This window comes from Streptomyces sp. NPDC057271 (assembly GCF_042668715.1).
Lineage (GTDB): Bacteria > Actinomycetota > Actinomycetes > Streptomycetales > Streptomycetaceae > Streptomyces.
Genome location: NZ_JBHUYJ010000130.1, coordinates 1 through 19,022 on the forward strand (window position 1 = coordinate 1; position 19,022 = coordinate 19,022).

Genomic DNA, 19,022 nt, shown 5'->3' on the forward strand with positions numbered 1-19,022 from the left:
GCGGGATATGCCCCGGCAAGCCGGGGCATAGATGCGCGAATTGCGCAAGCGCAATTCGAATTCCAGCGCAAGCGCTGGAATAGAATTCCGTAAACGGAATTCTGGACAGAATGTAATTCGCGCAAGCGCGAATTACAGGCGACCGCGCAAGCGCGATCGCTGGAGCTGGCTACAAGGGGAGGTGCATCACGTGCGGGCCCGTGTAGCGACTGTGAATCCCAGGCGCCACCCCGCAGCGAGAGTGACGGACCGTCAGTCTGACAGGGTGCCGGCCTCATCGAAGTGACGGGCTCCGCTGCGCTCCACCCGAACCCATCACCTACCGCCGAACCCACCCTGACATGCTCACCGATGCCCCGCCATCATACCGCACGAACCTTGCGTGTGGGGCGAGATTCAGTCAGGTATCAGCCTGCCGGGCGAACCTGCATCATGGGTGATGCATCATGAGTACCAACTGTGTAGAGTCTGGTCTCAGACGCCACCATCCCGTCCCGCGGCGGCGGACTTTCCTTTCTGATTGCGCGCTACATTCCGAAAGAAGGAGATCTTTCCCGTGGTCATGAAGAAAAGCGATCTGCGCGCGCATCAGATTGAGACTGTTGACGCCATTCGGCGCGGTCTCGACGTCCCTCCCGGGGGTATTCCGGTCAACGGTTTGCGTGGCCAGGTGATTTCCGCGTGCGGCACCGGAAAGACCATCACTGCCGCGTTCGCTGCTCGCGAGATGCTTCCGAAGGGGCGCATTCTCGTGCTGGTGCCGACCTTGGATCTTCTGACGCAAACGGTCAGGGAGTGGCACCGGGTCGGGCACAGGGGGCCGGCGGTTGCCGTGTGTTCGCTCCAGGACGACCCCGAGCTGTGGAGTCTCAAGGTGCGCTCCACGACGAACCCCGTGCAGTTGTCGCTGTGGCACGGGGCGGGGCCGGTGACGATCTACGCGACGTACGCCAGCCTGGGTGTCTTGGCCGAGGCGTTCGAGGGCGCGTACGGCCAGCAGCTGGCGCCGATGGACCTGGCGGTGGTCGATGAGGCCCACAGGACGTCGGGGTCAATGGGGAAGGCGTGGGCGGACATCCACGACCAGACCGTCATCCCGGCGTACCGCCGGCTGTACCTGACGGCCACGCCGCGGATCTGGGAGGAGCGGCTCAACCGCGAGGTCGCGGAGGGGGTGCGCGACCCGCTGCCACGGGAGATGGCGGCTTCCATGGACGACGAGAAGGTCTTCGGGCCGGTCCTCTACAAGCTGTCGCTCGCGTCGGCTGTGTCGCGCGGTCTGCTGGCGCGCTACCAGATCATCGTCCTGGAGCTCCAGGACCCGGTCGTCACGCCGGAGCGGCTGATGGGCGAGGACCGGCGCAGCGAGGAAGTGCGCGGTCAGCGGCTCGGGGCGCTCCAGGCGGCACTGCTGCACACGATGGCGCAGCACGACCTCAGCACGTGCATCACCTTCCACCACCGGACGATAGAGGCGCAGGCGTACGCGGAGGGCCTGGAGCGCGTCGCGGCCAAGCTGCACGCGGACCAGCCCGAGAAGTACCCGGCGAAGATCTGGGCGGACTGGCTGTGCGGCGAGCACGTCCCCGAGCGCCGGCGGGAGGTCCTGGGTGGTTTCGGTACGACGGCGCGGCGGGCGGTGCTTTCGAATTGTCGCGTTTTGGGAGAAGGCGTCGATATCAGGGCAGTGGATAGTGTTGCCCTTTTGGATCCTAAGGGTGCTCCGCACGACATCGTCCAGGCCATTGGCCGGGCTCTCCGTCAAAAGCCGGGGGAGGGAAAGCTTGCCTCTTTGATCGTTCCGGTGTTCCTTCAGCCCGGTGAGCAGCCGGAGGACATGTTCACCTCGGGATCGTACCGGCCCTTGGTGAAGGTACTGGAAGGTCTGCGCGCTCACGACGAAGAGGCTATCGAGCTGCTCGCGATCCCTCAGGAGCCGCAGAAGGACATCGCGCAGCCGTCCGAGTACATCGGCACTCCGCCCGAGGAGGGCGAGGAAGAAAGCCGTCTCCTGCTTCGGTTTGCCGCCCCTCGAGACCCGGTGATGGTCGCCGACTGGGTCAGCTTCAACGTGATCGACACCGAGCGGCAGGACTGGGCGCGCGGCTGGGCAAAGCTCAAGGCGTACGTCGAGCGGGTCGGGAACGCGAGAGTGCCGTACGGACATCGGGAGGGTGCGACACCCCTTGGGCAGTGGGTGGCGGAGCAGCGGCGAGCCTACGCGGCTGGGGAGATGAGCGGGCAGCGCGCGCAGCGGCTGGAACGGCTAGGCATGGTGTGGTCGATCGCCGATGAGCGGTTCCAGGAGAACCTTCAGGCCGCGAAGGCGTACTACGAGCAGCACTGGACGCTGTGCGCGCCGAGGACGGCAACGATGCTGGACCGGCCGGTGGGGCAGTGGCTGTCCAACCTGCGCCGCCCTGGTGCACTCGCCGACAAGCCGGAGTGGGAAGCCGCGCTGAAGGAGATCGACGAGGACTGGAACCCGTCCTGGCCGGCCGAATGGCAACGGCACTTCGCGGTGGTGCGAGAGATGCTCGCGGAGGAGACCATCCTCGCGTACGTCGAACCGGGCGTCACCGTGCACGGGATGGACATCGGAAAATGGCTCGCCCGGCAGCGCAAGCCCGAGGTGTGGGCAGCCCTGTCCGACGGGCAGCGCGAGCGCCTGGAAGCCTTCGGTGTCGTCCCGCACGCTCCGGAACCGGAAGCACCCGCGAAGCCGTCCACGGCGTCCGGGAGCGCCTTCGAGCGGGGCGTTGCGGCCCTAACCCAGTACAAGGCCCGTACGGGCTCCGTGACCGTCCCCAGGGCCCACATCGAGCGGCTCGAGGACGGCACCGAGGTCAAACTCGGGGTGTTCCTGAGCAACACCAAGACCCGCCAGGCGAAGCTCACCGCCGACAAGCGCGCAGCGCTCGCCGACCTCGGCCTCGGCTGGGCGGCATCCTGACAACGTCGAGCGGACCCCGGGCGCTGCGAGCGGCCCGGGGTCCCTTGCTGTCCCGGGTCGGCGGCATCGCACTGGAGTGTGTGTAGGCCCTGGGATCTTCGGGCCGCTACCCCGCCCGGGCCATGGAGCGGCTGGAGGGAGTTCTGCGAGTCGATCTGGCAGCCCGCACGCCGCCCGCAGTTGGGCAGTCCAGCCGGTCATCGCCTCCAGGTGCCTTGGGGGTTGCGCTCGGGCATGTTGCTGGGGTGAGCGAGCTGGCCGTTCGCCGCTCGGGCGAGCCAGTCGGCCCATCGGTCGATGAACTCGTCCAGGTCTCCGATGACGAGGGGGGTGAAGGGCCAGGCCACCTGGTGCATGCCGAGAGTCGGGCTGATGGCGGTACGTGACTCGTGGTGGGGATTGAGAGCGAAAGGCTTCGTGGTCTCCGCGACGGGGCGGAACGGCGTGCTCATGAAGGCCGTCTCGAACCACTGGTACTGGTCCTCCGTCTGGGCGTCTGCGTACCAGAGGGAGTGGCTTCGTCCGCCGTACCCGTGGTGGTTGGCGGGGATCTTCAGCGAGAGGGTCGCGGAGGCGATGACGTCGAACGGCGCTGGCGTCTCAGTAGTACGCCAGATCTCGGGGGCGGTCTCTCTCGGGCCGGAGAGGGTCAGCTGGGCGTCGTTGATCCGGACGGTCCACCCTCCCTGCTTGCCCTTGCGGACCTCCGCGCTCGGGGCCGCATTCGTGAGCGTCGCGAGGAAGCTGTCGGCGATGAAGGCGAAGGAGGTCGTGGCGGCCTCGAGCAGGGCCTTGCGACGGTCGGCCTCGGTGGCATGGGCCGAAGCCCGGCGGTCGTCTTCGGCTTGGCGTGCGACCGCGCCCTGGTTGGCCTGCGCGAGCGCGGCCAGCCCGCCGGAGAGTGAGGCGGCGGGGATCTGCCCCAGCCGGGCGAGCACGTTGCCGGCTGCGGGGCGCGCCTGGGGCGCCTTGTAGAGGCATTCCGTGATCAGCGCGGCCAGGAGAGGCGGAGCGGTGGTGAGCGGTGGCGGGGTTCCGTGCAGGTGCTGCTCCTGGAAGTCGTGCTCGTACGGCCCCGTGAAGGGCGGGGTGCCCTCCAGGAGCTCGTAGGCGAGGATGCCCAGGGCGTAGATGTCGCTGGCGCTGGTGGCCCGCTGGTTGTTCCAGCGTTCGGGGGCCATGTACGCGAGGGTGCCGTGGAACTTGAAGGTGCGGTTCGCGGTGGTGGCTTCGGCGTAGCGCGCGATGCCGAAGTCGGCGAGACACCAGCGGCCCCCGAGCAGGAGGATGTTCTCCGGCTTCAGGTCGCGGTGGACGATGTCGCGGTCCTTGAGGTCGGTGAGTGCTGCGGCGACGTCGGACAGGACCGCGACCGCCTCGTTGAGGGGCAGCCGGCCGTGCTCCTGGAGGTGATCGCGCAGCGACTTCTCGGCCCGAGGCATCACCAGGACCCACTGGTCCTCATGCTCGCCGCTGTCGAGGATCGGGACCACGTTGCGGACACCGTCCAGGTCGGTGAACAGCATCTCGCGCTCGGTGCCCGGCGCTTTGGGCACAAGCTTCACCGCCGCCTTCTCGCCGTCGGTGCTCTCCGCCTCGAACACGGCGCCGAAGCCACCACCCCCGATACGGGCGCCGGCGGCCCATTCCTTGTTCAGTTCCAGTCTCATCGTGCGTGTTGTCTCCATCGTCAACTGCTGTCCCGTGAGGGCCGTTTCGCCCTGCTTCCATGGTCTCAGGTCCCACTGACACGCGGCGGGCTGATCCTCCGGGGCTCGTGCCGTCTCATGGAGAAGCGAGGATCACTCCTCGTCGGTCAGGGCCTTCGCGAACGCCTCTTCGGAGTCCAGCGAACGGAGCAGGGGACCGAGGAGCCTGCGAGTCACCGTGCCCTGCGCGTCGCGCAGTTCAGCCAGGGTGGCGCCGGTGCTCTCCTCGTAGGTGTCGGCGCTGTACCGGTGGTTACTGGCGAAGATGGACGGCTGGCTCCAGCGACGTCGGCCGCGGAGCCGGTTGGCGCCGACGGCCACGGCCCAGTTCCCGTGGTAGCCCACGTCCTCGGAGATCAGGCGGATCAGCTCCAGCATGTGCCGGGTGAAGACGACGGCGGCGACGTCGAAGATGACCTGCTCCGCCTCGCTTGGCGACTCGTACGGCCTGGAGATGCCCTCAGAGAGGCGGGTCATGAGCAGCCGCAGCCCTCCATCCTCGAAGAGCTGAAGCTCGACGACGGACTCGTCAGAGGAGCGGCCTTCCGGGGTGTAGACACGGCCGGCTCCGAGCCCCGAGGAGCTGAGAGCCACTCCCCTCGCGCGACGGTACCCCTGGTGGGCGGAGGACAGATCAGGGCTGAATCCCCCGGAAAGCGCTGCCCGGGTACGGGGGGCTTCCAGGGCACGCTGGATCAGCGTGCGCAGACGCTGGTTCCAGTCCCGGGCGCCGGTGATGGGCAGGCACATGTCCCGGCGTCCGGCAGCGGGCTGGGCGACCAGGAAGAAATGGGACTGGGCTCCGACGTCGCGCAGCGGGTCCTCGTCCATCTCCTTGCCCAGCAGGGCGAGGGTGTCCGCCTCGGTGTTGCGTCGCTGTGTATGGAGGGCGACGACTTCGGCGTCGCCCATCTGGTATTTCGTCTTGTCGCCGCGGCCGAAGTAGCGGTTGTCGACCATGTGCGGTGCGACGGGGCTAGCCGGGATGTGGACGATGAGGTAGCCGGTCCCGTCGTCGGCTGCCGCGCTGATCTCCTCGGTAAGGATGGTCAGGGGCGGGTCGGGGATGGTCCGGGCCACCTGCTCGACTTTCTCCGGCAGTCCGTTCAGGGGCTGAGGGGCGAGTCCGAAGGCGCGGCTCTCCTTGTCCTCCTGCACGCCGATGATCAGGGTGCCGCCGTCGACGGCGAACGACGCGAGGTCGCGCGCCAGCTCCTTGTTGTCGCCCTTGCTGTTCGGGGCCTTCTTCAGGTCCAGGTAGTGGCTCTCCTCGAACAGACCGCCGTCGACCGCGGCCTGGAGGTCGGCCTCGGTCTTCGGCATCCACCGGGGGTTGTCGGAGGAGAGGTAGATCGACGTCACTGTGGCTCCCGCTTCCCGCGATCCAAGACCCGGCACGGGCCGTAGTCCGAGGGGCTGAGCGCCAAGGATACGGAGCGGGTCCGACAATCGACCGTCCTTCGGTGCGCCAGAGGTCAGCGCTCCCTAGGTCTCCTCGTCGCTGTCTACGTAGCGACTTCGGCGTCCGGCAGGTGCACCCGCGTGGGATGGACGGTGCCGTCCTGTGCGACGTGGACGTGATCGGGGTGCCTGCTGAGCTTCAGGCATGCGAGACGGAGCGGGCGGAATCGCTCGATAGCATGCAGCACCCGCCGGCCGATAGACGCCGCTGATCATGTTTTGAGGAGCCTTTGTGTCCAGCCGTGTCCAGCCGGTGCACCCTGGCGATCCCCGCCGTATAGGTCCCTACCGCGTCATCGGGCGGCTCGGGACGGGTGGCATGGGCTCGGTGTATGCCGCGCTCGACTCTTCAGGGCTGCAGGTAGCGGTTAAGGTCGTCCACCCCGCGCAGGCGGCAGACGAGGAGTTCCGGGCCCGTTTCCGCAGAGAGGTGCGACTCTCCCAGCGGGTGACGGGCCCCTGTCTGGTGCCCGTCCATGATGCCGACACCGACGGCCCCGTTCCGTGGCTGGCCACTCCCTTTGTGCCCGGCCCCACCCTTGACCAACACCTGGCCGCGGGCGGCGCCCTGGACGGGGCCCGTCTGTACGCGCTGGCCGCCGGAACCGCGGCCGCGCTCGCCTCAGTGCACGAGGCGGGCATTATCCACCGGGATGTGAAACCCCAGAACGTCATCCTCGCCCCGGCCGGCCCCCGGTTGCTGGACTTCGGCATCGCCCACCTTCTGGACGGCACCTCGGTGACCCGCACCGGGGTGATGACCGGCACTCCCGGCTGGATCAGTCCGGAGCACTACCGCGCAGGTGAAGTGAGCCCCGCAGGGGACATATTCGCCTGGGGAGCCGTGATCGCCTACGCCGCCACCGGCCGCCTCCCCTTTGGCACCGGCGCCCCCGATGCCGTGGCCTTCCGCATTCTCTCCACCGAGCCAGACCTTGAGGGCATGTCTGAGGCCCTGCTACCGCTGGTGGTGCAGGCACTCGCCAAGGAACCCGACGCACGGCCGACCGCCGCCGAGCTCCGCGACGCCTGTACCGTGCTGCTCGCCGCGCAGGCCACAGCCGCCGCCCCACGCGCTCAGGAGCAGCCGACGCTGGTTGCCGATCTGGTGAGCGCCCACTGGGACCTGCCGCCCGAGGACGACGCCACCTGGCCCACCGCTGCCCGGAACCGCCGCGTCAAGCTCCTGGCCGCGGTCGTTGCCGTCGCGGCTGTTGCGGGCGGCATCGGCGGAGCAATCGCCGCATCGTCAGCCTCCAAACCCGAGCAGAGCCAGGAAACGGCGCTGCCCAGCAGCCAGAAGAAGGCCCTCAGCGCCCCGCCCGCGGCGGAGCCGACCCGCAGCGGAGAGTCCCGCCACACCGTGTCACCGTCCCCCTCCCCCTCTACGCCCTCGGTCGCTTCCGAGGAAACCCGCACGCCGTCTCTGGCGTCCCCCTCCCCGTCGCAGCCCCCGCCGTTCATTTACCTGCCGGACCAGTTGGACTGCGCGCCCCAGAAGGAGGCAGAAGTCGACGGAGCGTGGCAGTACATCGCCCCCGGCGACGTCCGGGCCGGAGACGCAGTGGAACTCACCCTGCGCAACAAGTACGGCAACATCGAACCCGTACAGACCGAGATGCCTGTCCTGGCCCGCACCTACATGCCCGACGGCACCTCACGCCTGGCACGCACAACCGTGCAGTCCGACACTCCGGCCACCGTGGTCTGGCCCGGAGACTTCACAGGAGCCGTCGCTCACTACCCGCCCGGCACATACACCGTGGTCTGGTCCGTCGGCGACGGCTCACAGCGCTACATCACCTGCGCCGGGTTCACCGCACAATGACCACCAGCTCCCCCAGCAGCAGCCGCGTCCCGATGAAGGTCGGCATCATTGCCCACCCGCCACAACCGCTGCTCACAGCCCGCCTCGGGCTCACCCGTCGGGGCAGGTGAGCCCGAGGACGAGGGGAGCCTCGCCCAGTGGGCCGTCGGCGATCCAGAACCGGTGAGCAGACAGGATCGTCCGCAAGGCCTGGTTCATGGCGACCTGCTGGACATCGCACTGCCCCACGGTCAGGCGGTGAGCGGCCGCCGGGTCCTGCCGCCACACCACTCGCAGCGTGCGGCGGGCCCTCCGGTACCAGGGCCACGCCGGTCTCTTCCCGTCTGCAGCCGCCTCGATGTTGTGCGGCGGCCAGCCAGCAGCACGACCTCGGAGGCTGCCCGCTCCGGTTCCTCCTGCTGCCCGGTGAGCGTCTCGCCGCCCGGCACCGCGAAGGCGGCGAAGTAGTGCGCCTGCGTCCGGCAGTCCCCGCCGCGTGGATCCGTGATCGCCTCCTGAGGACAGCTACCGTGCTTTCGGCACACAGGCAGCGTTCGCGTCTCAGAATGAAACGTCGAAATAGTCGATGTCGGTGAAGGCGACCTCGAGGCCTGTGGCGCGGCGTCCGCCGTCCTTGAAGTACACCTCCTGCAGTCCTTGGGCGACGATGTCGCGCATCTGCTGGTCGGTGGCGCCTTGTTGCTGGGCGTCGAACAGGCGGCGGGCGTAGGCCGGGGGGAGGTGGACGGTCAGGCGGCGCATCCGGCCGTCGTCGGTGGTGCCGACGGGCGCGGTGTAGCCGAACCGGGCCCGGGTCTCCACGGTGATGCCGGTGCTGGTGGCAGCCTGCTTGCGGCGGCGCCCTCGGACCTTCGGCTGCCAGCGGGCGCGTACGGCCGTCTCGATCCGGTCGGCGATGTCCTTGGGCGGGTGTTTGCGCTCGCCGGTGCGATAACGCTCCACCGAGCGCTGGCTGACCCCGATCTCCGTCGCGACGGCCTTGGTCGTCTTCAGCTGCCCCACCAGGAAGTTGATACGGGCCTTCAGGCCCTTGGGCGGCTCCCGGGTGAACGCCTCCGAGTCGGCCCGCTCGATAGCGTCCTCGATCTCCCCCACCACTGGTCAGCTCCCGTCCGTGAACGGGCGGTGGCCGTAACGCTGGGGGATCAGGCGGGCGTCAGCAGCCGGGGCAAGGTCCACGGCCAGGCGATCGCCCACACCGGAGGCCGTGGTGGCGTGGGGTGAGAGGTAGCCGAGGCTGCGCAGCTCGCCGACCGCTCTGCGGAAGGCGTCGCGTCCCTCAGCGGCCAGGCGCTCGTCGCGGGTGAGGGAGACAAGTTCGCTGACCGTGGGCTCCTGCCCGGAGGTGTAGCCGGTGGCGAGTTCGGCCAGGACACCGCGTGCGCGCCAGGTCAGGCGCATGTCCCGCATCGCTCGCGCGAACAGCACCGGATCATGGGTGGGCGGTGCGGTAGGAATGGGCCACTGCGGGGGCAGGGCGTCGGGGGTGTTCATCGGTTACGGCTCCTTCGGTGCGGTTCAGTGTCCTCGTCGGCCTGGGGCTGGGGCGGCGCCATGTCGGTGTCGGCTGGCTCGCGGCCTTACTCGCCTTCGTCGAAGACGGCGTCACCGCCCTTGATGTGCCGGGCGGGGTTGAGGCCCTGCTCCATCAGGTCGACCGCCCACAGCATCGACTGGACGCCTTCCAGCTTCGCCAGGCCGGGGGTGGGCCCGAGGCGGAAGCCGCCGGGCTGGGGCTTGCCGGAGGCCGCGTAGGGGAGGAAGGCGAGCGGGCTGTCGCCGGGGCTCGGGTAGACGACGCAGTCGGACAGTACGGCGAGCGGGTACAGGCCCGTCATCTTCGCCATGTTGTTGAGCTTGCGGTGCATGTTGACCCGGGCCTTGCTGATGACGGCGGCACGGATGTCCGGGCGCCAGGTCGGCCGTTCCAGGGCCGGCCATCGGTCCCCGTCCTTATAGTTCTTGCCCTGCGGGCGCTCCCTGAGCTTGCCGACGCCGCCCTTCACGGTCGCCTTGATGGCGGCCAGCACGGCGGTCAGGGCCGGATCGACCTGCTTGTGCTGCTCCATAGCGGCAAGGAAGGCCCGGTCGTCCAGGTCCCTGGTGATGCCGAGGTCGGCGAGGGTGTCGACGTACGCGTTCTTGAGCCGGTCGTGCCACGGGTCCAGGTACGCGCCGGTCTCGCGCCGCAGGTACGCCTCGATCGGAGCCACGTTGAAGCCCAGCTCCTGGGCGTAGGCGACGGTGTGGGTTTGGTACCAGGCCGGGCCTGTTGGGCGGGTGCCGTCCGGGGTGAACGGCGACGGGAGACGCGGGTCCAGCTCAATGTGGGAGAGGTCGACCAGCCAGGAGCCGGGGATCTTCGGGTTGAACTTCGGGTTGTGGAAGTGGTCGGGCGCGGACAGGCCAACAGCCAGGCGGGCCGCTGCGGCGAGGAAGGCGGTGTTGAGGTCCAGGCCGACTGCGAAGGGCAGGGTGCACTCCTCATCGGTGAGCAGGTCCACCGGCCGCACCCACTGGTACGCCTCCTCGTTCAGAAAGCCGCTGGTCCAGCCGGAGTTCACGACGACGGGGTGCTCCGGGGTGGCCTCCGGCGGCGCCGGGTCCATCGGCTCCGTTCCCAGCGAGCCGGGGTTGTGGCCACTGACCCAGTTCCCGGTCGCTTCGTCGCGCACGGCGCGCGTGGGCGGGCGCAGTGCGGTCATCAGCTCCAGCCCGGAGACGGCCGTGGAGCCGCGCGGGGTGATGACTCTCTGGGCGTAGACACCGAGGACGCGGGCGATGTCGGCCGGCTCCATCTCGGAGACGCCGGGCCAGGACCGCTCATCGAGTGCGTCCCAGGGCAGGATGGCGAGTTGCACGCACTGCCGGTCGCGTCCCTGCGCCTTGCGGTAGATCCGCGCCCATGGGCCGAACCCGCGCTGTGTGAGCTGCCACTTCGCCTTCGCGACCTGCTTGACGACCGGGTGATCTTCGGGCAGCCGCAGGGAGCGGCGCTGCTCGTGGCCCTCCAGGCGCTCCGGCAGCCCCAGTTTCACGGCGGCCGAGGCGGTGAGCACGATCAGCGGGTCGCTGTCCTTGCCGTGGCGGTTGAGCTTCGCGGCACCGAGGCCAGACTCGTTGAGCGTCCACTCCACCAGCTCCGGCACCGTCGTGGCCGGGCAGTCGAGGACGATGCCGCCCGTGCCGTATGCGGAGCCGTCGCCGTCCAGCACGGCGAGCGGACCGTGCGGGAACCGCGGGTCCAGCGCGGGCGCGGCGGCCTTCTTCGCCGCCGGGCGACGCGACATCGCGGCCGGACAGGCAGGACGTTCGGCCGCGGCCTGGACGGACGCGGCGGTCTCCGACTCGGGGGCGGCTGGCCCGGTGAACGCCTTCGGAACCTCCGGCTGCGGCGCGGCGACCGGGGCCGGGGCGGCGGGAGCACCGTGGGCGGGGTACTTCGCCGCCCAGCCCTGCAGCAGCCGCTGGTACGCCTCCAGGCGCGGGGACTTCGGCTCTGAGCGGCCGTTCTCGTAGTTCTTCACCGTCTGCGTCGTGGTCTTCAGCGCGGTCGCGAGGCGGGCCTGGGTGATGCCGGCGGCCTCCCGCAGCCGGGCGCGCTCCGCCGGGGGCGGGAGCTGGGGCTCCTCCTCCAGCAGGGCGTCGATGTTCGCGAACAACTCTTCCTCGGTTGCCATACGGCTCCACCTCCGCCTCGAACGCTAGCAGACTTCCCCCAATATTTAACTCATTTTTTAACCCACCCGGATTATTGCGTGTGGGGTGAGATCGAGCGGGAGGAGGATGCTGTCCTGTTCTCTGTGATGTTCGGGCAGTCTCGGAGATCACCGGGCAAGTGAGCTGACGTCTCAATCAAGTACGGGCATGTGGTGGTGTGTCTCGGTCTTCTCCGGGTACGCCGTCACCGTCGTGTCTACGGTCACCGTGGACTGTTGGCGTCGTACCGGGGGCTGCGGACACCGGACAGCCGGGGGGGCCAGAACCGTGGTCGAGGGCGAGGCCACTCCCGCGTCCGTCCGGCCGGGCGGTCCGCAGTTCCCTGCGCTCCGGCATCCGCCCCTACCGGCCCGCGGCGTACGGGTCGTGGCCGAGCTCAACGAACGCGCCCGAGCGCCGCTGGGATTCGGCACGGGCCGCGGTGGTGCGCTGGGAGCCGTAGTTGCCCACTGCCGGCGTGTCGAAGACGCCCGCCCTGGCCGCCACCTGGTCATCCGCGCGCCTACGACGGTCTGGCAGGGCCGGTCTTCGACCGCCCCGCAGGACCGTGCCGCGTTCACCGCCCGCCGCCAGAGTGCGCCCACCGCAAGCCCCACACCCGTCGGTCCACAGCCGACTCCGTCGCGGCCGGCGACGGGGGCTGCTCAGGTCGTCATGAGGCGGTGGTAGTCCTTGACCTGCTTCGTCAGGTCGTCTTCGGGGATGCCGGTGAAGGCGCTCATCTGGGCATAGGAAAGGCCGGCCCTGAGTCCGACCAGCGCGAACTCGTACAGGGCCTGGTTGATCCGGGCCGCGGCGTTGCCGAGGGAGACCATGCCGAGCTCGACGCCATCGGCGGCCGGCAGCGTCCCTTCGATCTTCAGCTCAGCCAGGTCGCGCACCGCACTGGTGATCAGGTAAGTGACGAAGCTCGGCATGTCGGAGGGGACGTTGCCTGCCCAGGCCTGCTCGTGTAGTTCCGGTGAGGTGTCGGAAGCGTGCTGGGAGCGGCGAGCGGTGATGTACTCCCACACCCACCGGTAGGACAGCGGAAGTCTGCTGGTGCGAAGGCTCAGCTCCTCATACAGGTCGAAGGCCGAGCGGCGTTCGGCGGGCGCCTTGGCCTGGTCTTCGGCCAGCAGCGCATCCAGAAGCTGACGGGCCTGGTCCAGCTCCTCCTCGTCCGCCGGGAGGGAATGCGACAGCGGCAGCACGGTCGAGATCGCCTCCATAACCGTCTGACGGGGCACGCCGTGCCGGGTGGCCAGGGACCTCGGCAGCCTGTCGCCGCCGCGGTGGTCGCGGCGGATCGCTTCGAAGAGTTCTGTTCCTGGCTCGGCCATCGTCTACTCCTGTTTGTATGCGGGCTGGTTGGGTTCATGCAGGCCTCATGCTGCCCGGCTCGGCGTGGGTGTGCCGCCCGCGCTGCTGTGCGCGGCGGCTGGCCGCCTGGAACGCGAGGTGGGCGCAGCCAAGTGCCGCTTCGGGCCCGGTTCCTGGTGCTCGTACAGGCCGCAGGCGTGGGCTGCTTCTGTCACAGCCGCGTGGTCCCAGGACCTGAGGTGGGGCGTGGAAGTGTTGTCCGCACGGCCCTCCAGCTGCCCGAAGTGGCAGGCTGCCTCGAGCAAGTCCACTGCCCAGGACGGTGTCCGCATCTCCCGGCCACGGCCCGTTCGGGCCGGGAGGTCCGTCTGGGCGGCGAAAACCCGCACCGCCAGCGCCGCGGCGTGGACGGGATGGGCGATGCGCGCGTGTAGTCGGTGCGCGAGGAGCGCGGTCGGCTCGTCGGGCTCGGGCGGGAAGCGGCCGGCAGCAGGCAGCGGGAGCACCGTACGGCCCAGGCGGCGGGCCGCTGCCTCGATGTGGCCGCGGCCGGGCGTACGGCGGGTGGGCAGCAGGAAGCACGGCTCGCCCTCGTCGGGCGGGAACTGCCCGTTTGCCTCCCACCACGCGAACCGGCCGGCGGCCGGCGGTGGAGCAGGCGCGGGAGCGGCCACGGCGCGGCGGGCCGCGGCCAGGGTGTGCACCGCTTCATGCGGGAGGGCGGCGAGCGCGGTGGCCAGGGCGGGCGGCAACGGGCCGTGGCACAGCAGGGTCAGCCGGATTCTGGTGAGCTCTCGCAGGGCGAAGAGGTGCTCGAAGTGCCGGGAGCTGATGCGATGGGCCCGGGTGACGACGACATGACCGATGCGCAGCGCGGATATCCAGGCGGCGACCGCGCGCCAGGCGGTCTCGGTGTTGCCACTCCAGTAGGTGCCGTCCTCACTGCCGGCCGGCGGGAGGTGTTTACCCATGCTGCGCAGCAGGTCGTGGGCCAGGGAAGCTGGTGCGCTCGCCACCGGGGTGGGGTGGACGGTGATGCGGCCCCGCGCGGGGGTGTGGGCGGCCAGCGCGGCGGCCATGAAGGCGTAGTCGTCGTGTGGGTCGTGCACCACGGTAAGCGGGGGCAGGCCGGGGCTGGTGTGGCCGGGTGACCATGTGGGCTTCCACGCTCCGATGGTGGTGGCGGGCACGGTGGTCGTACGAGGCATCGGCATCATCGCGGCCTGGGTGGTGGTGTCGGGTCAGCAGTGGGCACCGACGCGCAGCCGTCTGCGGCGGCCTCTGCGTCCGTGAGGGGGCGGGCGGCCAGACCGAGGGCGAACAACACGTCCGGGTGGGCAGCCGGCTGTTCGCCGGAAAGGGCGAGCAGCCGCCGGTTGGCCAGACGCGGGATCTGCTCGGCGGGCAGGTCGGGGGTAAGGCCACGGGCGGTGTGGTGCAGCAGGCGGGTCAGGGCGGCGGCCTCGCCGGGGGCGAGGGAGGCGGTGGTGTGGCCGCAGTTGTGCAGGTTCTGCCGCTGCCCCGGGTCAAGCAGGTCGGGCACGCAGGTCAGGTGGATGGTGGTGTCGGCGTGGACGAGCCGGTGCGGGCTGCTGGGCTGCTCGAGGTGTGCGGCCAGGGCGGTGGCGGCGCGCCCCAGGCGGTGCGGGGTCCATTCCAGGGCGGAGGCCAGGTCGTCGGGGTGGATGCGGTCGGCTTCGAGCAGGGCGGCGTGCAGCACGGTGGCGTGGTCGGCCGCTCTCGGGGCGGGACGGCGGTTCGGTGCGGGCTGGCGCAGGAGGGATTCCGCGGAGGTGTTCAGGGCGCGGGCGAGGATGAACAGGGCCTCGGCGTGGAGGGTGCGCGGAGTGAGGTGGCTGTCCCAGTCGGCGGTGGGGACGCCGGTCAGCACGGTCAGGTCCTCGTCGGTGAGCCGGCACTCTGCGGCGCGTGTCCGCCAGAACTTCAGGTCGAACGCGACCGCGGACGTGCCGTCGGGCGGCGGCGTCTGGTCGGTCACGGGCGTAACTCCACAGGGCGCGGCAGGACGTCGGGGGCGGGCGGGGTGGTGGTGTGCAGGTGCCAGCAGCGGGCGGCGGTGTGCCAGTCGTCCCCGGAATGGGGGTTGGCCAGAGCGGGGATCGGGAGGCCGGCGTCGGCGATGAGGGCTTCGAAGCGTGGCGTGGTGCCGAAGCAGTTCGCGAACAGGCCGTGATTGTCGGCAGTGCGCGGGGTGCGGCGGCGGAATTCGACGGCAGCGTGCAGCAGGGGGCGGGCGCGGGGCGGGATCGCGTACAGGTGCCGGGGCCCGGGAGGTTCGCCGATGTTGATCCGCGAGTCGCGGTCGATGGCCACGTTGGTGCCGTCCTCGTCGACGCTCGCTATCTGGGTCATCGACAGCAGCGACTTGTCGGTGCCGGTGCACAACAGGGCCGCGATAGCGGCGGCGCGCAGTGGGTTGGGCAAGCGCACGGTGATCGTGTGCACGACGCGCGGGGTGAGGGGCACGGTGGTGATGCCGGGGCCCGCGCGGCTGGTGAGGTCGTCGGGCACGTTGAGCAGCACCGAGCGGGTAAGAAAGCCGGCCTGGGCGCCGCGCACGCGGGCCACGGTGTGCGCGGCGCTGGGACTTGAGACGGTCAGGCGGGCCAGGAACAGCCGCAAGGCCTCGGCCTCTTGCAGGCTGAAGGGGGTGGGCCCGGCCGGGCCGGCAGCGGGTTCGGTTGCCTCCAGCTGGGGTGGCTGGGCCGGCAGGCGGGCCAGCCAGGTGCGGGCGGCGGCGTAGCCGGCGCGGTACTGGCCGTCGGTGTGGGCGAAGTCGGTGGCGTTCTGACGGCGCCAGCAGTCCGCGCGGAACGCGGCCACACCGCTACGGGGCCCCGTCGGCAGCGGGTAGACGTGATCGCGCGGGGGCGAACCGATGCGGCGGCCGACGGCGGCCGGACCGATCTCCTCGAGGACAGGAGCCGTGCCGCGTACGGTCACCACGTCCGCCAGCCCGGCGGCCGTGAGGCGTTCGAGCAGACGCTGGAAATCGGTCTGCTCCGGAGCATGGGCCAGGAGGGTCAGGCGGATACCGGTGTCCGCGCACCACGCGGCCAGGCGGCACAGCCGCTCCACCGTGAGGCGATGGGCGCGCAGCACGATGACCTCGTCAAGGCCACAGGCCAGGGTCCAGCAGGTCACCGCCCGCCAGGCCGGGTCGGTGGACATCCGCTCGGCCTCGGGCCGGGAGAATCCGTCGCGGCCCATGGAGCGCAGTACGTCCAGTGCGAGGTAGGCCGGGCTGGTGGTGTGCGGGGTGGGATCGACGGTGATCCGCCCTTGGGCGGGATCGGCCCACTGGTAGGCGGCCCGGTGCACCGCGTGGTCGTCGTCGCCGTCCAGCAGCAGCCTCACCGGCCGCGCCGCCGGGGCCGCCGGCGGTGTAGCGGCCCGTGAAGCAGGAGCGGGGGCGGGGGTGGGAGGAAGTGTGGATGCGGTCATGGGCGACGTCCGCCGTCGACCCGGTCGGCCACGGCCTGCAGCATGTCCCAGTCGGGCTTGCTTGCTCCGGTGGCAGCCAACGCCCGCTGGGTGTGAAGGGTCAGCACGACCCAGCGGCGCAGACAACCATCGGCGAGGCGGGCGTCCAGCGCCTTGAGGTCGTCGGGCGCGACGCTCTGCCACAGCGGGTGCAGCGCGGGAAGTGCCTGCGGGACCTGGTCGCGGGTGAGCGGCCAGATGTAGGGCCAGCTGGCGGTGCGGGTGGCGAGCATCCGCTGGGCGCGCAAGGAGCGTTCGCCGCGCGCCTGGGCGATCAGGACCACACACAGCCCCTGGGGGAGGTCGTCGTGGAGGAAACGCAGGTACTCGAAGCAGGATGCCGACAGCCGGTGGGCGTCCTCGACCACGACGATCCGCGGCTTGAGAGCCAGGGCGCGGCGAATCCAGGCATCGGCGGCCCGGGGTGAGCAGGGTGCGCACACCTGGGGTGTCGAGGAAGTGCAGGCCGGACGGGGCCGCGTCTGCCATGACGGCGAAGGGCTCGGCTGCGGCGGCCGCGCCCCAGACGACCGACGGCACAGGCGGGGTGGTCATCAGCATCGCTTCAGGGCCCAGTCCACGACCCGGTCGTCGACCTTGTCGGCCCCCAGGTGCTCCATGCCCTTGATCACGTGCTTGGTGACCTTCGCCCACTCCCGGAAGGAGCCGAGTGCGTACTGGGTGTCGACCCGCTTCAGCAGCGCCTCGTCCGCGCCCCTCCACACCGGGTGGGAGTCGGGCACGGTCTTGAGGACCTCGTCCTCGGTCATGGCCAGGATCTCCAGGCGGATGTAGATCCGCGAGGCCAGCGCCGGATCGCTCTGCAGCGTCTCGTACGCCTCCCGGCCGCCGACGAAGAGGATGGCGGGCTTGGGGTCGCAGGTGTCCCACAGCTTGCGCAGGAACTCGAAGTTCTCCCGCCGGTACTGCTGGGCCTCGTCGCACACGATCACATACGGGCGCCGGGGCAGCGTCTCGCGCAGCAGTTTGTCGAACGCGGTCGGCGTCCCCGGCATCTTGCAGGACAGATTCATCTGGTGGAACAGCTCCTCGCGCAGGTCCTTCGGCCCGGGGCGGGAGCGGGCGAAGTCCAGCGGGAGGATCAGATCCGGGTTCATCTCCTGGATCGTGGCCCGGGTGCCGAAACTCTTCCCCAGCCCCGCGTCGCCGTAGATCACCGACATGGCCCGCGATTCGACGGTGTCGACGACGGTGTCCTTGATCTGCAGCAGCGTGTCGGTGGCGACCAGTGAGGAGTCCTCAAGGCCGAGGAAGAACTGCGGGCGCAGATCCGGACGGCGCGACGGCCCCGATTCGGGCGGCTGGGACGGCGCGGCAGAAGTGGCGGCGGTGGTGGTCATGCGTCCTCCGAAGACGGATCGGCGGGGGCGGTGGCCTGGCCGGGGCGTACCCAGCCGGCCGGGACGGGCGTCAAGGGCTGATACGGCTCTGCGCGCCGGCGAGGCGCGGCAGGCGCTGACCGGCTGGTGCCCGCGAGTTCGGCGAGCGCCTCTTCCTTGGTCATGCGGGTCGCCTGGACGGGCAGTTGGGGTTCGGTAGCCGGCAGATATCGGTCGCGTTTGCGCTCACTGGAGCGCTGCAAGGCCCGGCGCAGTTCAGCGCTGTGCTCCTGGCGGTCGGCAAGGACCTTGGCGCGCAGTTCCTCGGTGGCCTCGTCGCTGAGGAACGCCCGGCCCAGGTAGCGGTCCCCGCGGAAGGTGTACAGGTCGATCTCGTGGCTGTGGTGCGGCATCCACCGCACCCGCACCTCGACCCCGATCCGGCCGACACCGTTCTCCGGCATGTAACAGCGGCCAGCGAACTCCACGCCGTGACTGGTGATCTTCCGGGGCCTATGGTCGCTCTCCAGCATGAACGCGCGCAGCTCGGCCGGGGTGGGCTCGGGACGGATCTCGGTGGGGTCGGCCAGCCACGCCTCAAGCGGCGTCAACCCGGTGCGCTTCACCACATGCTGGGTGTTGTGCTCGGTGACCCACTCCCCCAGGCGCTCCACGAAGGCCTCGAAGGCCAGCGGCGGGTCCGTCTCGCCGACGCGACGGCGGTGATCGAGCAGCGGCGCCTTGGTGTAGCGGGGCAGGTCGGCGAAGAAGCGGGTCATGCTGGTGCGGTTCAGCCGCTCGATCCCGCCTTTGTGGCGGGCGCTGCGCACCCGGTGCACCGGGACGCCAAGAAGCCCGAAGGCCCGCCGGACGGTCTTGGACAGGAAGTCGGCGCCGCCGTCGACCCGTACCAGGTGTGGCAGTCCCCCGGCCGGCCCGTAAGGATCCTCCCGCAGGACCGACGCCCGTACGGCCGCCAGGACCGAGCCGCGGTGCGCGGAGCCAGCGGTGACCGCCCAGCCCATCACATAGCTGGTGCCGCGGTCCTCGAACCAGGTCACCCACACCTTCGACAGCTTCTTGTCGGGCATCGCCACGACGAGCGGGGCCTGCTTGTGGTCCCCCTCCCACACCTGGTTCCGGGCCACCGCCGGGCGCTGGAAGGCGGGGTCGAAGCCGCGGGCGGCAGGAATGCCCTCCCGCAG

General features: G+C 70.2%; 16 protein-coding genes. 2 read left to right on the forward strand and 14 right to left on the reverse strand.

Translation table 11 applies throughout. The features are described 5' to 3' along the window. The first annotated feature begins 562 nt into the window (after positions 1-562). Positions 563-2,953, forward strand: coding sequence for a Helicase associated domain protein (locus tag ACFUJR_RS35125; protein ID WP_383176140.1), 2,391 nt, complete (start codon positions 563-565; stop codon positions 2,951-2,953). A 197-nt stretch (positions 2,954-3,150) separates the two neighbouring features. Here ACFUJR_RS35125 and ACFUJR_RS35130 read toward each other — a convergent pair whose 3' ends face one another. Beyond that, the gene (locus ACFUJR_RS35130; RefSeq protein WP_383176137.1) at positions 3,151-4,623 is read right to left on the reverse strand and encodes a serine/threonine-protein kinase; all 1,473 of its coding nucleotides are present in this window, start codon (positions 4,621-4,623) and stop codon (positions 3,151-3,153) included. A gap of 132 nt (positions 4,624-4,755) precedes the next feature. Beyond that, positions 4,756-6,024, reverse strand: coding sequence for a helix-turn-helix domain-containing protein (locus ACFUJR_RS35135; protein ID WP_383176135.1), 1,269 nt, complete (start codon positions 6,022-6,024; stop codon positions 4,756-4,758). A gap of 331 nt (positions 6,025-6,355) precedes the next feature. Between ACFUJR_RS35135 and ACFUJR_RS35140 the strand changes: the two genes are divergently transcribed. Next, positions 6,356-7,951, forward strand: a complete 1,596-nt coding sequence (locus tag ACFUJR_RS35140; protein WP_383176132.1) for a protein kinase — start codon at positions 6,356-6,358, stop codon at positions 7,949-7,951. A gap of 90 nt (positions 7,952-8,041) precedes the next feature. Here the strand turns inward: ACFUJR_RS35140 and ACFUJR_RS35145 are convergent, their stop codons facing one another. From ACFUJR_RS35145 to ACFUJR_RS35200, 12 genes are all read right to left on the reverse strand, one after another. After that, on the reverse strand, positions 8,042-8,218 hold the full coding sequence (locus ACFUJR_RS35145; RefSeq protein WP_383176129.1) for a hypothetical protein: 177 nt from the start codon (positions 8,216-8,218) through the stop codon (positions 8,042-8,044). A 273-nt stretch (positions 8,219-8,491) separates the two neighbouring features. After that, entirely contained in the window at positions 8,492-9,046 is a 555-nt protein-coding gene (gene tpg / locus ACFUJR_RS35150) for a telomere-protecting terminal protein Tpg (RefSeq protein ID WP_383176127.1), read from the reverse strand. Positions 9,047-9,052: 6 nt separating this feature from the next. Beyond that, positions 9,053-9,445, reverse strand: a complete 393-nt coding sequence (locus ACFUJR_RS35155; protein WP_383176124.1) for a hypothetical protein — start codon at positions 9,443-9,445, stop codon at positions 9,053-9,055. Between the two features lie 86 nt (positions 9,446-9,531). Beyond that, positions 9,532-11,631, reverse strand: a complete 2,100-nt coding sequence (gene tap / locus ACFUJR_RS35160; RefSeq protein WP_383176121.1) for a telomere-associated protein Tap — start codon at positions 11,629-11,631, stop codon at positions 9,532-9,534. A gap of 382 nt (positions 11,632-12,013) precedes the next feature. After that, on the reverse strand, positions 12,014-12,157 hold the full coding sequence (locus ACFUJR_RS35165; RefSeq protein WP_383176118.1) for a hypothetical protein: 144 nt from the start codon (positions 12,155-12,157) through the stop codon (positions 12,014-12,016). A 158-nt stretch (positions 12,158-12,315) separates the two neighbouring features. Continuing rightward, complete coding sequence (locus ACFUJR_RS35170; protein WP_383176115.1) at positions 12,316-12,993, reverse strand: hypothetical protein; 678 nt, start codon at positions 12,991-12,993, stop codon at positions 12,316-12,318. Between the two features lie 45 nt (positions 12,994-13,038). Further along, complete coding sequence (locus tag ACFUJR_RS35175) at positions 13,039-14,181, reverse strand: hypothetical protein (RefSeq protein WP_383176112.1); 1,143 nt, start codon at positions 14,179-14,181, stop codon at positions 13,039-13,041. 5 nt (positions 14,182-14,186) lie between these two features. Next, positions 14,187-14,972, reverse strand: coding sequence for a hypothetical protein (locus ACFUJR_RS35180; protein ID WP_383176109.1), 786 nt, complete (start codon positions 14,970-14,972; stop codon positions 14,187-14,189). After that, a complete protein-coding gene (locus ACFUJR_RS35185; protein ID WP_383176107.1) occupies positions 14,969-16,351 on the reverse strand; it encodes a hypothetical protein in 1,383 nt (460 codons plus the stop codon). Before ACFUJR_RS35185 ends, ACFUJR_RS35180 begins: the two co-directional genes overlap by 4 nt. An 83-nt stretch (positions 16,352-16,434) precedes the next feature. After that, positions 16,435-16,920: a hypothetical protein gene (locus tag ACFUJR_RS35190; protein ID WP_383176104.1), complete on the reverse strand. Its 486-nt coding sequence runs from the start codon at positions 16,918-16,920 to the stop codon at positions 16,435-16,437. Between the two features lie 111 nt (positions 16,921-17,031). Next, positions 17,032-17,838 carry an AAA family ATPase gene (locus tag ACFUJR_RS35195; protein ID WP_383176101.1) on the reverse strand — a complete coding sequence of 269 codons (807 nt, stop codon included), beginning with the start codon at positions 17,836-17,838 and terminating at the stop codon, positions 17,032-17,034. Further along, a partial coding sequence (locus ACFUJR_RS35200; RefSeq protein WP_383176098.1) for a Mu transposase C-terminal domain-containing protein occupies positions 17,835-19,022 on the reverse strand: 1,188 nt, incomplete at its 5' end. The genes ACFUJR_RS35200 and ACFUJR_RS35195, both read right to left, overlap by 4 nt.

Bases quoted from the DNA above. Each gene is read 5' to 3' on its own strand.
- ACFUJR_RS35175 (WP_383176112.1), bottom strand. From the start codon at position 14,181: ATGCCTCGTACGACCACCGTGCCCGCCACCACCATCGGAGCGTGGAAG.
- ACFUJR_RS35155 (WP_383176124.1), bottom strand. From the start codon at position 9,445: ATGAACACCCCCGACGCCCTGCCCCCGCAGTGGCCCATTCCTACCGCA.
- ACFUJR_RS35195 (WP_383176101.1), bottom strand. From the start codon at position 17,838: ATGACCACCACCGCCGCCACTTCTGCCGCGCCGTCCCAGCCGCCCGAA.
- ACFUJR_RS35125 (WP_383176140.1), top strand. From the start codon at position 563: ATGAAGAAAAGCGATCTGCGCGCGCATCAGATTGAGACTGTTGACGCC.
- ACFUJR_RS35170 (WP_383176115.1), bottom strand. From the start codon at position 12,993: ATGGCCGAGCCAGGAACAGAACTCTTCGAAGCGATCCGCCGCGACCAC.
- ACFUJR_RS35130 (WP_383176137.1), bottom strand. From the start codon at position 4,623: ATGAGACTGGAACTGAACAAGGAATGGGCCGCCGGCGCCCGTATCGGG.
- tap (WP_383176121.1), bottom strand. From the start codon at position 11,631: ATGGCAACCGAGGAAGAGTTGTTCGCGAACATCGACGCCCTGCTGGAG.